Origin of the sequence: Kitasatospora sp. NPDC048715, from assembly GCF_043198905.1 — a bacterium.
Lineage (GTDB): Bacteria > Actinomycetota > Actinomycetes > Streptomycetales > Streptomycetaceae > Kitasatospora > Kitasatospora lactacystinica.
The window spans coordinates 13,223-26,960 of sequence record NZ_JBICVH010000014.1; the positions used below are offsets into that span (position 1 = coordinate 13,223).

Genomic DNA, 13,738 nt, shown 5'->3' on the forward strand with positions numbered 1-13,738 from the left:
GGCGGCCCTCCCTGCTGGGAGAGCCGCCCCTCGGCCTGCCGCCGGAGAGTCGGAGAAGGGGTCAGCCCTTCTGCATGACCTCGGGCTCGTGCCGACGCTGGAGCCGCGTCACGAGGACGCCGATGGCGACGGAGATGACGATCAGCACACCCGCGTCGATCGCCCACTGGGCGACGCTGTGCTTCCAGAGCGGGTCGTAGTTGGGGTTCTGGAAGTCCTTGTTCCAGGGGCCCATGAGCACGGACAGGTCGAGCGTGGTGGACACGATGCCGGTGCCCCAGCGGGCCGGCATCAGCCAGGCGACCTGCTCCAGTCCGGGCTTGCTGAAGATCTGGAAGAGGCAGCCGGTGAAGACGACCTGGACGATGGCGAACATGACCAGCAGCGGCATGGTCTTCTCGGCGGTCTTCACCAGCGCGGAGATCATCAGGCCGAACATCATCGCGGCGAAGCTCAGCAGGATCATGCCGATGGTCATCTCGATGATCGGCAGGTTCTTGACGATCAGGCCGTGCTCGGGGAGCTTGCGCGGCAGGAAGCCGACGGCGGAGATGATGGCGCCCTGGATCACGCTGAAGAAGCCCAGCACGATGATCTTGGACATCATGTACGCCGAGCGGGAGAGCCCGGTGGCTCGTTCCCGCTCGTAGATCGCCCGCTCCTTGATCAACTCGCGGACCGAGTTGGCCGCCCCGGAGAAGCAGGCGCCGATCGCCAGGATCAGCATGATCGTCGCGGCGCCGCTGTTGAGGTGGAGCTGTGTCTTGGGGTTGGGTGCGAGCCCCGGTTCGTTGGGGATCAGCACGCTGACCGCGCCGATGACGGCGGGCAGCAGCACGGACAGCGCGAGGAAGCCGCGGTCCGAGGCGAGCACCGACATGTAGCGGCGCATCAGCGTCCACAGCTGCGAGCCCCAGCTCTGCGGCTTCGGCGGCTTGACGGCCTCCTGGGCGACCTGGACGTGCTGCACCTCGCCCGCCTCCACGGTGGGCGCGGAGTACTGCTGGTAGTGCACCGAGCCGCGGTAGCGGCCGGCCCAGTCGTGGTCCGGGTAGTTCTCGAAGGCCTGGAAGACGTCCGCCCAGGTCTCGTACCCGAAGAAGTGCAGCGCCTCGTCCGGCGGGCCGAAGTAGGCCACCGAGCCGCCCGGCGCCATCACGAGCAGCCGGTCGCAGAGTGCGAGTTCGGCCACCGAGTGGGTGACGACCAGGATGGTGCGGCCGTCGTCGGCGAGGCCGCGCAGCATCTGCATGACCTCGCGGTCCATGCCCGGGTCGAGGCCCGAGGTGGGCTCGTCCAGGAAGATCAGCGAGGGCTTGGTGAGCAGTTCCAGGGCGACCGAGACACGCTTCTGCTGGCCGCCGGAGAGCGCGGTGATCTTGTTGTCGGCACGCTTGTCCAGGCGCAGCTCGTACAGCACCTCGTCGATCCGGGCGTCGCGCTCGCGCGCCTCGGTGTCGCCGGGGAAGCGCAGCTGGGCGGCGTACTTGAGGCCCTTCCGGACGGTGAGCTCGCGGTGCAGGATCTCGGACTGCGGCACCAGGCCGATGCGCGAGCGGAGCTCGGCGAACTGCTTGTAGAGGTTGCGGCCGTCGTACAGGACCTCGCCGCGGTCGGCCGGGCGGTAGCCGGTGAGGGCGCGCAGCAGCGTGGACTTGCCGGAGCCGGACGGGCCGATGACCGCGACCAGGGACTTCTCCGGGACGCCGAAGCTGACGTCGTCGAGCAGGACCTTCTTGCCGCCCTTGTGGTCGACCTCGACGGTCAGGTGGCGGGCGGAGAAGGAGACCGCGCCGGTGTCGACGAACTCCTGCAGCTGGTCGCCGACCAGGACGAAGCTGGAGTGGCCGACGGTCAGCCGGTCCTGCGGGCCCATCAGCTGACGCTGCACCCGCTGGCCGTTGAGGAAGATGCCGTTGTGGCTGCCGAGGTCGACGATCTCGTAGCGGCCGTCCGGGAGCTGACGCAGCTCGGCGTGGTGGCGGGAGACCTGGAGGTCGGACACCACGATGTCGTTGTCGAGCGCACGACCGATCCGGGCGGTGCGCATCGAGGACGTCAGGTTGCGGATGATGGTCGGCTGCGGCCCGCCGCCACCGTGCTGCGGCGGGGCCGGGAAGTCCTGCTGCTGCGGGAAGCCACCGTGCTGGGGCTGGGGCTGCTGCGGGGCCGACTGGGCCTGCGGCGGCGCGTACTGCTGCTGCGGGAACGGCGGCTGGGCCTGCGGCTGCCCGGGCCAGGCCTGCTGCTGCGGCTGCTGGTACGGGTCCTGCTGCGGCCAGCCCTGCTGCGGGGCGGGCTGCTGGGGCGTGGGCACCGGGCCTCGGCTGGTGGCGGCCTCGTGCATCGGGGCGGCCTGTGGAGCCGCCGCCTGCGGAGCGGCGGCGTGCACGGGTGCGGAGAAGCCGAGCCGGGGGCCGTTCTCCGGGTTGCCCAGGTTGACCACGGCACCGGGGAACAGCTGGGCCTGCAGGGTGCGGGCCCCGGCCACGTACGTTCCGTTGGTGCTGCCGTGGTCGTCCAGCTGCCAACCGCTGCCGTTGAAGCTCATGGTCCCGTGCTGCCAGGAGACCCTGGCGTCCTCGAACGGGAAGTCCGACTGAGGGTTGCGCCCGATGGTGTAGGACCGCCCGGGCTCCAGAGTCCGCTGCTGTCCGTTGATCTCAATGACGAGTTGCGGCACTGCTCGCCTGCCCCGCTCTCTCGGTTCCCCCGAATTGTGGCCCCCGGCCGGGGCTGCGATGTTTCTCTGACTGACGGGGGGAATCATTCCAGCCCGCCGACCGCCGGTGAAAGTCGGCCCGGGCGACTGTGACCAGGCTGCTACCGACCCCGGACCGCGCCGTCCCGCGAGGTGGGACGGGTGCCCCCGGGCCGTCGGGCGCCCGGTAGCGTGGGAGGCACCATGAACGCATCGCCCCTGGCCGCTGAGCCCCTCCCCGCCGCCCAGCACCGGACCGCGGACGAGCGCACCCTGCTCGTCAAGGTGTTCGGCAAGGACCGCCCCGGCATCACTGCCGGCCTCTTCGCGACGCTGGCCGGCTTCGGCGTCGACGTCATCGACATCGAGCAGGTCGTGACCCGTGGCCGCATCACGCTCTGCGCGCTGGTCACCCCGCCCCCCGTACCCGCCGCCGAGGGTGGGCTGCGGGCCACCGTCCACCGCTGGGCCGACGAGCAGAAGCTCCAGGCCGAGATCCTCTCCGGCATCGGTGACAACCGGCCGCGCCGTGAGGGCCGTTCGCACGTCACGGTGCTCGGCAATCCGCTGACCGCCGCCGCCGTCTCCGCGCTCACCTCCCGGATCACCGCCTCGGGGGGCAACATCGACCGTGTCTTCCGGCTCGCCAAGTATCCGGTGACGGCGGTCGAGCTGGCCGTCTCCGGTGTGGCCACCGACGAGCTGCGGGCCGCGCTGGCCCAGGAGGCGGCCACCCAGCGGGTGGACGTCGCGGTGGTCGCCGCCGGGCTGGAGCGCCGGGCGAAGCGCCTGGTGGTCATGGACGTCGACTCCACGCTCATCCAGGACGAGGTGATCGAGCTGTTCGCCGCCCACGCGGGCTGCGAGGAGGAGGTCGCCGAGGTGACGGCGGCGGCGATGCGCGGCGAGCTGGATTTCGCCGAGTCGCTGCGGGCCCGGGTGGCGCTGCTGGCCGGACTGGACGCCTCGGTGACCGAGAAGGTCCGCGCCGAGGTCCGTTTCACACCGGGGGCGCGCACCCTGATCCGTACGCTCCAGCGCCTCGGCTACCAGGTCGCGGTGGTGTCCGGCGGCTTCACCCAGGTCACCGACCACCTGGTGGAGCAGCTGGGCCTGGACTTCGCGGCCGCGAACACCCTGGAGGTGGTGGACGGCAGGTTCACCGGCCGGGTGGTCGGCGAGATCGTGGACCGGGCGGGCAAGGCCCGTTGGCTGGCCCGCTTCGCCGAGCAGGCGAAGGTGCCGCTGGAGCAGACGGTGGCGATCGGCGACGGCGCCAACGACCTGGACATGCTGAACGCGGCCGGCCTCGGGGTGGCGTTCAACGCCAAGCCGGTGGTGCGCGAGGCCGCCGACACCGCGGTGAACGTGCCGTTCCTGGACACCGTGCTGTACCTGCTGGGCATCACCCGTGAGGAGGTCGAGGCGGCCGACGCGCTGCACGGCACCCCGACCGAGACCGAGTAGGAGCCGGCCCGGCAACGGCCGGTGGAGTGAGGCCCGAGGAACAGCCCGAGGAGGGCGCCCGGCCCGCGGACACGGACCGGTACGGCCTGCGGACACAGGTGAGGGGCGCGCGGATCGCATCCGCGCGCCCCTCACCTGTGTTCCCGGGGTCAGTCCTGCGGCGTGTGGTACGAGACCAGCTCGGCCACGCCCGGCTCGACGCCCTTCCAGGAGCCGCTGAAACTGAGCACCGCGATCGCCGCCGTCGGGAAGCCACCGAGCCGCAGCCGCTCCAGCGCGTCCCGGTCGCCCGCGTCCCCGGCCAGCACCTGGGTCAGACCCAGCACACCCGGGTTGTGACCGACCAGCACCACGTCCGAGTACTCCTCCGGGGTCTCCTGGAGCACGGCGATGATCTCGCCGGGGCTCGCCTCGTAGACCCGTTCCTCGTAGACGGTCTTGAGGGGCCGCTGCGGCAGCTCGTGCACCGCCAGCTTCCAGGTCTCTCGGGTGCGCAGCGCGGTGGAGCAGACCACGTAGTCGGGGTTGATGCCGGAGTCGACCAGCCAGCGGCCGGCGTCCGGGGCCTGGTGACGGCCCCGGTCGGCCAGCGGCCGGTCGTGGTCGTCCACGCCGTTCGGCCAGTCGGCCTTGGCATGGCGGAGAACGATGATCCTGCGGGGCGTGTCGGCGCTCATACCCAGCAAGCTTGGCAGAAAAGCGGCCCGGCGGCGCGATGCTCCCGGACGCCGCCACTCCGAGGGACGACGAGTGTCACCGTGTCCCGTTCACCGGAGCGTCGGGTGGAGTACGGACGCAGGGGCGCAGAGGCGTCCGTCAGCCGATCGAGGCCGCGACGGTGGCGATGAGCGCCACCAGCACCACGATGGCGGAGAAGGCGAGGGCGATGCGGCCGAGCTGCTTGCGGCCGTCGGTGGGATTGGGATCGAGAACGGGCATGTCCGGAATTCTCCCATCCCGAACACGCCCGCCGTCAGCTGGCCCCACCCCCTTGGCCGGGCCTTGACCTTCGCCGTCGGGCCCTGGGCCCGGGCCCCACCGCCGCGTCCGGCCGCCGCGTGCGGCCGCTCGGTGTCAGGCTGTCAGGCCTCGGCCCGCTCCGCCGGGCGCACCGCCTCGTCCTCGATGTGCCGGGCCCGCGCGGCGCGCAGGCCGAACAGCATCTGCGGAACCAGCAGCAGCGACAGGAAGCCCAGCGGCCAGTACCACTCACCGGTGGCCCCGTAGAGCCAGCCGACCAGGATCGGGCCCGGGATGGACACCAGGTATCCGATGCCCTGGGCGAAGGCGGAGAGTTGCGCGACCCCGCCCGCCGACCGGGCCCGCAGTCCGATCATGGTCAGCACCAGCGGGAAGGCGCAGTTGGACAGGCCCAGCAGGACCGCCCAGAGCCAGGCGCCCCCGGCCGGGGCGAGTGCCAGCCCCGCGTACCCGGCGATGCCGCAGCAGGCCAGCACGACCACGAACAGCCGCTGGTCGCCGCGCCGTGCGGCCAGGTTGGGCAGCACGAAGGAGACCGGCACGCCGATCACCATGGTGACCGCGAGCAGCACCCCGGTGGTGCCCTCGCCGATGCCGGCGTCCTGGAAGATCTGCGACATCCAGCCCATGACCACGTACGCGCCGGTGGCCTGGAGGCCGAAGTACCCGGCCAGTGCCCAGGCGGTCCGGCTGCGGGTGATCGGCAGCCGGACGGGGGCGGCTGCGCCGGCGGCCCGCTCGCCGCGCTCCCGCTTGGCGATCAGCACCAGCAGCCAGAGCCCCAGGGCGAGCGCTCCCAGGACGGCCCAGACACCCAGGCCGTAGCGCCAGTCGCCGCCGAGCGACTTGGTCAGCGGCACGGTGACGGCCGCGGCCAGCGCGGTGCCGGCGGACAGCGCCATCGAGTAGAGGCCGATCATCGGCCCGACCTTGTCCGGGAAGTACCGCTTGATCACCACCGGCAGCAGCACGTTGGAGACCGCCACCCCGGCCAGGGCGAGGGCGGTGAGCAGCAGGAACACGGCAGTGCCCCCGGCGAACGAGCGGGCCAGCACGCCCGCCGTGATGGCGCCCATGCCCGCCGTGACGACCGCGATCGGACCGATCCGACGGGCCGCCGCGGGCGCGGCGAAGCCGAACAGCCCGAAGCACAGCGACGGGACGGCGGTGAGCAGCCCGGCGAGCGTCGGGTTCATCCCGAGGTCGTCGCGGACCTGCTTGAGCAGCGGCCCGAGGCTGGTGACCACGGGGCGCAGGTTGAAGGCGGCGGCGGCGATCGCGACGGCGAACAGCCAGCCCAGGTACTTGGCCGAGCCGGAGGCGGCGGGCTGCTCGGCGGTCGGTGTCCGGCTCTCGGTCCGGGCGGAAGCGGTGGTGTCTGCTGCGGGCATGGACAGCATCATAGAATGATGGGATGAATTGATGCACCTTGGAATTGGCATGATGTGCCGACCGTTCATCGTCCGGCCACTTCCCACCCAGGCCCCATCCGAGCCGTAGCCGTCAAGGAGTCCCCCGTGGCGCTGTCCTCGCCGAGGCGCACCCCGCTGTCCGACCAGGTGATCGCACAGCTGCGTGCCCAGATCACGTCCGGGGAGTGGCCGGTCGGCTCGCGCATCCCCACCGAGGCCGCCCTGGTCGAGCAGCTCGGCGTCGCCCGCAACACCGTCCGCGAGGCCGTCCGCGCCCTCGCCCACAACGGACTGCTCGACATCAGGCAGGGCTCCGGCACGTACGTGCTGGCCACCAGCGAGCTGGCCGGAGTGATGCACCGCCGCTTCGCCGACGCCGACCAGGGCCAGGTCGCCGAGCTCCGTTCGGCGCTGGAGACCTCGGCGGCGGCCCTCGCCGCCCGCCGCCGCACCGCGCACGACCTGGAGCTGCTGGACGGCGCGCTGGCCCGCCGGGAGGCCGCCTGGCACTCCGGCGGCGCCGAGGACTTCGTCCAGGCCGACGCCGCCTTCCACCAGGCCGTGGTGGCCGCCGCCCACAACGACGTCCTGCTCGCCGTCTACGCCGACCTCGGCGAGGCCACCCGCGAGCTCCTGCGGCACGACGTCGGCCCCGAGCTGATCGCGGAGCGCTACATCGGCCACCAGGCCATCCTGGAGGCGATCCGGGCCGGTGACGTCGAGCGCGCCGCCGTCGAGGCCGGCCGCGCCGCCCCCGGTGGCTGCACCCCGACCGAGGCCTGACCGCCCACCGGCCCGACACCCCGGCCGCCCCGTCCCAGGAGGCCCCTCCCGGAAGGCCACGCTCAGGAGGCCCCTCCCGAAAGCCCCCTTCCCGAGAACCCCGGCCGGACCGAGAAGCCCGGCCGAACGAAGCACGAGACGCCGCTGCCCGGCACCCCCGCGAGGGAGGGCCGGGCAGCGGCGTACGGGCGGAGCGTCAGGCGCCGATGGCGTGCAGACCGCCGTCGACGTGGATGATCTCGCCGGTGGTCTTCGGGAACCAGTCCGACAGCAGCGCGACGATGCCGCGGCCGGCCGGCTCCGGGTCGCTCAGGTCCCACTTCAGCGGGGAGCGGTGGTTCCAGGTGTCGGCCAGGTCGCCGAAGCCCGGGATGGACTTGGCGGCCATCGAGCCGATCGGACCGGCCGAGATCAGGTTGCAGCGGATGTCCCGCTCGCCCAGGTAGCGCGCCAGGTAGCGGTTGGTCGACTCCAGGGCGGCCTTGGCCGGGCCCATCCAGTCGTACTGCGGCCAGGCGAACTGCGCGTCGAAGGTCAGGCCGACCACCGAGCCGCCGTCCTGCATCAGCGGCAGCAGCGCCGTGGTCAGCGACTTCAGCGAGTACGCGGAGACGTGCATCGCGGTGGCCACGGACTCCCACGGGGTGTCCAGGAAGCTGCCGCCCAGCGCGTCCTGCGGCGCGAAGCCGATCGAGTGGACGATGCCGTCCAGGGTCGGCAGGTGCTCGCGGACCTGGTCGGCGATGCCGGCCAGCTGCTCCGGGTTGGAGACGTCCAGCTCCAGCACCTTGACCGGGTGCGGCAGCTTCTTGGCGATCCGCTCGGTCAGGCTCGGGCGCGGGAAGGCGGTGAGGATGATCTCCGCGCCCTGCTCCTGCGCGAGCCTGGCGGTGTGGAAGGCGATGGAGGACTCCATCAGCACACCGGTGATCAGGATCCGCTTGCCTTCGAGGATTCCGCTCATGATCAGTGACCCATGCCCAATCCGCCGTCGACGGGAATGACGGCTCCAGTGATGTACGCGGCCTCGTCCGACCCGAGGAACCGCACGGTGGAGGCGACCTCGGCGGGCGCCGCGTAGCGGCCCAGCGGCACGCCCGAGACGATCTCCGCGCGGCGCTCGTCACTGAGCACGGCGGTCATGTCGGTGTCGACGAAGCCGGGGGCGACCACGTTGACGGTGATGTTGCGCGGGCCGAGCTCGCGCGCCAGCGACCGGGCGAAGCCGACCAGGCCGGCCTTGGAGGCGGCGTAGTTGGCCTGGCCCGGGGAGCCGGACAGGCCCACCACGGACGAGATCAGCACGACACGGCCCTTCCGGGCACGCATCATCAGCTTGGAGGCGCGCTTGACCACCCGGAAGGTGCCGGTCAGGTTGGTGTCGACGACGGAGGTGAAGTCCTCCTCGGACATGCGCAGCAGCAGGGTGTCGTTGGTGATGCCCGCGTTGGCGACCAGCACCTCGACCGCGCCGTGCTTCTGCTCGATCTCGGTGAAGGCGGCGTCGACCTGCGCGGCGTCCGTGATGTCGCAGCGGACCGCGAGGACGTCGTACTTGGCCAGCGCTTCGGGCACCTCGCCCGAGCGGCTGGTGATGGCCACCTTGTCGCCCGCTTCGGCGAAGGCCTGGGCGATCGCGAGGCCGATGCCCCGGTTTCCTCCGGTGACGAGAACCGAGCGGCTCAACGATCCACCTCTCTCCGTGTGTGAGCACGTACGTCGGAATGCGTACGCAGTGTGACGCTATCGGGCGGTCGGCGGCGGCGGCGCATCGGGCTCCCACAGCGCCTCCCCGGCGGATCTGTCGCAATCCGACAATCCGTGCCCGCTCGTACCGTCCCGGCGGCGGACATCTCCCAGGCCCCGGCGCTGCCCGGATCGGGGCGACTGTACGGGAACAACACGGACGGGCGCACCCGTTGCCCCCGTGGTGCGGTCCGGCCCGGGAGCGGCCGTACCGATCCCCGACCATCCCGGCGAGCGACGAAGGCAGAGCGGATGACCATGGCACGGCCCGGGAGCACCCACCGACGCGGACGACTGCTGGCCCTCACCGCCCTGGCGGCCGGCCTGGGCACGGCCGCCTGGGCGCTGCGCGACCTGCCGGCCGCGTTCGGGCGACGGCCGGACGGCGAGCGCGAGGAACGGGTGCGCAACTCCCCGCAGTACCGCGACGGCGTCTTCCACAACGCGCCCTCCACCCTCGCCCGCACGGCCGGCGCCCCCGGCTTCGACGGCGCCGCCGCCCGCCGGATGCTGTTCGAGCGGGCCGGCCGCGTCCCCGCCCGTCCGGTGCCGACCGTCCGCCCCGTCTCCCCGCCCGGGCCGGCCGCCGAGGGCGTGGAGGTCACCTGGTACGGGCACGCCTCCGCCCTGGTGGAGATCGAGGGCTTCCGGGTGCTGCTCGACCCGATCTGGAGCGACCGCTGCTCCCCCGCCGCGCACGTCGGCCCCAAGCGGCTGCACCCGGTGCCGGTGGAGCTGGAGGAGCTGCCGCAGGTCGACGCGGTGCTGATCTCGCACGACCACTACGACCACCTGGACATGGCGACGGTCAAGCGCCTGGTGCGCAGCCAGTCCGCGCCCTTCGCGGTGCCGCTCGGCATCGGTGCCCACCTGCGCCGCTGGGGCGTCCCCGAGCACCGGATCATCGAACTGGACTGGGACGAGACCTGCACCCTGGGCGACCTGGTGCTCACCCTCACCGCGGCGCACCACTTCTCCGGCCGCGGGCTGACCCGCAACACCACCCTGTGGGGCTCCTGGGTGGTCGCCGGCCCGAACCGCAAGGTCTTCTACACCGGCGACTCCGGCTACTTCGAGGGCTACGCCCGGATCGGCGGCCAGCACGGCCCGTTCGACGCCGCACTGGTCCAGATCGGCGCCTACGACGCCGCCTGGGCGGACATCCACATGACCCCCGAGGACGCCGTCCTCGCGCACCGGGACCTGGCCGCCGGCCTGCTGGTGCCCGTCCACTGGTGCACCTTCAACCTGGGCCTGCACCCGTGGGCGGAGCCGATCGAGCGACTGGTGAAGGCCGCCAAGGAGCAGGCCGTCCCGCTGGTCGTGCCGCGCCCCGGCGAGCGGGTCGACGTCGACAACCCGCCGGAGCTGGACGGCTGGTGGGAGACCGTCGGCTGACGGCTCGCGCGGGCGCGCCGGGAGGGCACGCCGGAAGGGCGCGCCGGAAGGGCGGACGGGCGCGCCGGGAGGACGGGCCCCGGCGGCCGGACCGTCCCGGCCGAACCGCGGCGCACCGGTGGAAATGCGCTGGCCGGAAACCCTGTGGACGGGAAATGATGCGGTGCGGGCGCCCCTGTGGCGCCCCACCGCCACCCTCCGCGACCTGGGAGCACGATTGCCTCCGATCCCTCCGGCCGATCGCTCCGGCGCCCCGCACGGGCGCGCCGTCGACCCGCTGTTCCTCGCCCTGCCGCTGCGGACGCTCGCGGACGCCGCCCTCGCCCGGGCCCGCGAACTGGGCTCGAGCCACGCCGACTTCCGCCTGGAGCGGATCCGCAGTGCCTCCTGGCGGCTGCGCGACGCGCGTCCGGCCGGCACCTCCGACAGCGTGCAGCTCGGTTTCGCCGTCCGGGTGGTGCTGGACGGCGCCTGGGGCTTCGCCGCCGGCGTCGACCTCACCCCCGACGCGGCGGCCCGGGTCGCCGAGCAGGCCGTCGCGGTGGCCCGGCTCTCCGGCGGGATCAGCCGGGCGGCCGGCTCCACCGAGCGGGTCGAGCTGGCCGACGAGCCGGTCCACCGGGACGTCACCTGGGTCTCCGCGTACGAGGTCAACCCCTTCGAGGTGCCGGACGCCGAGAAGACCGCCCTGCTCGCCGAGCGCAGCTCCCGGCTGCTGGCCGCCGAGGGCGTCTCGCACGTCCAGGCGGCCCTGCGGACCGTCCAGGAGAACAAGTTCTACGCGGACACCGCGGGCACGGTGACCACCCAGCAGCGGATCCGGGTGCACTCCGACCTGGAGGCCACCTCGGTCGACGAGCGCACCGGCGCCTTCGACTCGATGACGACCCTGGCCCCGCCGGTCGGCCGCGGCTACGAGTTCATCGTGGGGGCCCGGGGGTCGTCCCCCGACGGACGCGGCCTCACCGGCTCCGGCGCCGGAGCCGGCACCGGCACCGGCTGGGACTGGGACGCCGAGCTCGCCGAACTGCCCGTCCTGCTGGCCGAGAAGATGCGGGCCCCGAGCGTCGAGGCGGGCCGCTACGACCTGGTCATCGACCCGACGAACCTCTGGCTGACCATCCACGAGTCGATCGGCCACGCCACCGAGCTGGACCGCGCGCTCGGCTACGAGGCCGCCTACGCCGGCACCTCCTTCGCCACCTTCGACCAGCTCGGCTCGCTCAAGTACGGCTCCGAGCTGATGCACGTCACCGGCGACCGCACCGTCGAGCACGGGCTGTCCACCATCGGCTACGACGACGAGGGCGTGGCCACCCAGTCCTGGGACCTCATCAAGGACGGTGTCCTGGTCGGCTACCAGCTCGACCGCCGCATCGCCGAGCTGAAGGGCTTCGAGCGCTCCAACGGCTGCGCCTTCGCCGATTCCCCGGCGCACGTCCCGGTGCAGCGGATGGCCAACGTCTCGCTGCAGCCGGCCGCCGACGGCCCGGACACCGAGGGCCTGTTCGCCGGGGTGGAGAACGGCCTGTACATCGTGGGCGACCGCTCGTGGTCGATCGACCAGCAGCGGTACAACTTCCAGTTCACCGGGCAACGCGCCTACGCCATCAAGAACGGCGAACTCGCGGGCCAGGTGAAGGACTTCGCCTACCAGGCCACCACCACCGACTTCTGGGGCTCGATGGCGGCGGTCGGCGGCCCGCAGACCTACTTCCTCGGCGGCGCCTTCAACTGCGGCAAGGCGCAGCCCGGTCAGATCGCGGCGGTCAGCCACGGCTGCCCGTCGGCGCTGTTCCGCAACGTCAACGTGCTCAACACCCAGCAGGAGGCGGGTCACTGATGACCGCGAAGCAGCCCCACGAACTCGTCGAGCTGGCGCTCGGCTTCTCCCGCGCCGACGGCTGCGTGGTGATCGCCGACGAGGAGTCCACTGCCAATCTCCGCTGGGCGGGCAACGCGCTGACCACCAACGGCGTCACTCGCGGCCGCCGCCTCACCGTGATCGCCACCGTGGCCGGCGCCGAGGGCACCGCCTCCGGCGTGGTCTCCCGCGAGGCCGTCACCGAGCAGGAGGTGGAGGAGCTGGTGCGGGCCGCCGAGGAGGCCGCCCGCGCGGCCGGACCGGCCGAGGACGCGCAGCCGCTGATCGCCGACCGGCCGTCCTCGCCGGACTTCACCGAGCCGCCCGCGCTGACCTCCGTCGAGGTGTTCGACACCTTCGGCCCGGCCCTCGGCGAGGCCTTCGCCCGCGCCGCCGCCCGGGGCGAACTGCTGTACGGCTTCGCCCGGCACGAGATGACCTCCAGCTACCTGGGCAGCTCCACCGGCCTGCGGCTGCGCCACGACCAGCCCACCGGCATGGTCGAGATCAACGCCAAGACCGCCGACCTGTCCAGCTCCGCCTGGGTGGGCGCGTCCACCCGGGACTTCGCCGACATCGACGTCGCCGCCCTCCACGCCGAGCTGACCAGGCGGCTCGGCTGGGGCGCCCGCAAGGTGGACCTGCCGGCCGGGCGGTACGAGGCGCTGCTGCCGCCCTCGGCCGTGGCCGACCTGCTGATCGTCCTCAACTGGTCCTCCGGCGGCCGGGACGCCCAGGAGGGCCGGACGGTCTTCTCCAAGCCCGGCGGGGGCACCCGGATCGGCGACAAGCTCAGCGGCCTGCCGCTGACGCTGCGCTCCGACCCGCACGAGCCCCACCTGGAGGCCGCGCCGTTCGTGCTCACCCACTCCACCGGCGGGGACTACTCGGTCTTCGACAACGGCCAGCCGGTCGCCGCCACCGAGTGGATCCGCGACGGCGTGCTGAACGACCTGATCACCAGCCGTCACGCGGCGGCCCTCACCGGCCTGCCGCTGCGCCCGGCGATCGACAACCTCGTCCTGGAGACGGCCGACCAGGAGTCGGCGCCGACCCTGGACGAGATGATCGCCCGCACCGAGCGCGGCCTGCTGCTCACCTGCCTCTGGTACATCCGCGAGGTGGACCCGGCGACGCTGCTGCTCACCGGGCTCACCCGGGACGGCGTCTACCTGGTGGAGAACGGCGAGGTCGTCGGCGAGGTCAACAACTTCCGGTTCAACGAGTCCCCGGTGGACCTGCTGAACCGGATCACCGAGGTGGGCCGCACCGAACGCTGCCTGCCCCGCGAGTGGAGTGACAACGTCACCCGCACCGCGATGCCACCCGTGCGTGTCACGGACTTCAACATGAGTTCGGTCAGCCGGGCGTCCTAGCCGCTGACCA

11 protein-coding genes are annotated in these 13,738 nt (G+C 72.5%); 5 read left to right on the top strand and 6 right to left on the bottom strand.

Annotation, left to right across the window (positions count from 1 at the left end):
* Positions 1–61: 61 nt before the first annotated feature.
* Positions 62–2,683: an FHA domain-containing protein gene (locus ACGFSC_RS25010; protein WP_359911464.1), complete on the bottom strand. Its 2,622-nt coding sequence runs from the start codon at positions 2,681–2,683 to the stop codon at positions 62–64.
* Positions 2,684–2,905: 222 nt separating this feature from the next.
* Here ACGFSC_RS25010 and serB point away from each other — a divergent pair, with 222 nt between their 5' ends.
* Entirely contained in the window at positions 2,906–4,168 is a 1,263-nt protein-coding gene (serB, locus tag ACGFSC_RS25015; RefSeq protein ID WP_359911467.1) for a phosphoserine phosphatase SerB, read from the top strand.
* Positions 4,169–4,317: 149 nt separating this feature from the next.
* On the opposite strand, the gene ACGFSC_RS25020 is transcribed toward serB, so the two are convergent.
* The 3 genes from ACGFSC_RS25020 to ACGFSC_RS25030 form a co-directional block, all read right to left on the bottom strand.
* Positions 4,318–4,845 carry a histidine phosphatase family protein gene (locus tag ACGFSC_RS25020; RefSeq protein WP_359911470.1) on the bottom strand — a complete coding sequence of 176 codons (528 nt, stop codon included), beginning with the start codon at positions 4,843–4,845 and terminating at the stop codon, positions 4,318–4,320.
* A gap of 139 nt (positions 4,846–4,984) precedes the next feature.
* Positions 4,985–5,107, bottom strand: a complete 123-nt coding sequence (locus ACGFSC_RS25025) for an SGM_5486 family transporter-associated protein (protein WP_359911473.1) — start codon at positions 5,105–5,107, stop codon at positions 4,985–4,987.
* Between the two features lie 143 nt (positions 5,108–5,250).
* Positions 5,251–6,549, bottom strand: a complete 1,299-nt coding sequence (locus ACGFSC_RS25030) for a CynX/NimT family MFS transporter (protein WP_380632188.1) — start codon at positions 6,547–6,549, stop codon at positions 5,251–5,253.
* A gap of 117 nt (positions 6,550–6,666) precedes the next feature.
* Between ACGFSC_RS25030 and ACGFSC_RS25035 the strand changes: the two genes are divergently transcribed.
* The gene (locus ACGFSC_RS25035; protein WP_359911479.1) at positions 6,667–7,344 is read left to right on the top strand and encodes an FCD domain-containing protein; all 678 of its coding nucleotides are present in this window, start codon (positions 6,667–6,669) and stop codon (positions 7,342–7,344) included.
* Between the two features lie 196 nt (positions 7,345–7,540).
* Here ACGFSC_RS25035 and fabI read toward each other — a convergent pair whose 3' ends face one another.
* Both fabI and fabG read right to left on the bottom strand, forming a co-directional pair.
* A complete protein-coding gene (fabI, locus tag ACGFSC_RS25040) occupies positions 7,541–8,308 on the bottom strand; it encodes an enoyl-ACP reductase FabI (protein ID WP_359911482.1) in 768 nt (255 codons plus the stop codon).
* 2 nt (positions 8,309–8,310) lie between these two features.
* Positions 8,311–9,030, bottom strand: a complete 720-nt coding sequence (fabG, locus tag ACGFSC_RS25045) for a 3-oxoacyl-[acyl-carrier-protein] reductase (protein WP_359911485.1) — start codon at positions 9,028–9,030, stop codon at positions 8,311–8,313.
* A gap of 312 nt (positions 9,031–9,342) precedes the next feature.
* Here fabG and ACGFSC_RS25050 point away from each other — a divergent pair, with 312 nt between their 5' ends.
* The 3 genes from ACGFSC_RS25050 (at position 9,343) to ACGFSC_RS25060 (ending at position 13,728) form a co-directional block, all read left to right on the top strand.
* Positions 9,343–10,488 (top strand): MBL fold metallo-hydrolase, encoded by a 1,146-nt coding sequence (locus tag ACGFSC_RS25050; RefSeq protein WP_359911486.1) that lies wholly within the window; start codon positions 9,343–9,345, stop codon positions 10,486–10,488.
* Between the two features lie 217 nt (positions 10,489–10,705).
* Positions 10,706–12,331 (top strand): TldD/PmbA family protein, encoded by a 1,626-nt coding sequence (locus ACGFSC_RS25055; protein WP_392863950.1) that lies wholly within the window; start codon positions 10,706–10,708, stop codon positions 12,329–12,331.
* Positions 12,331–13,728: a metallopeptidase TldD-related protein gene (locus ACGFSC_RS25060; protein WP_359911488.1), complete on the top strand. Its 1,398-nt coding sequence runs from the start codon at positions 12,331–12,333 to the stop codon at positions 13,726–13,728. Before ACGFSC_RS25055 ends, ACGFSC_RS25060 begins: the two co-directional genes overlap by 1 nt.
* The last annotated feature ends 10 nt before the right edge of the window (positions 13,729–13,738 follow it).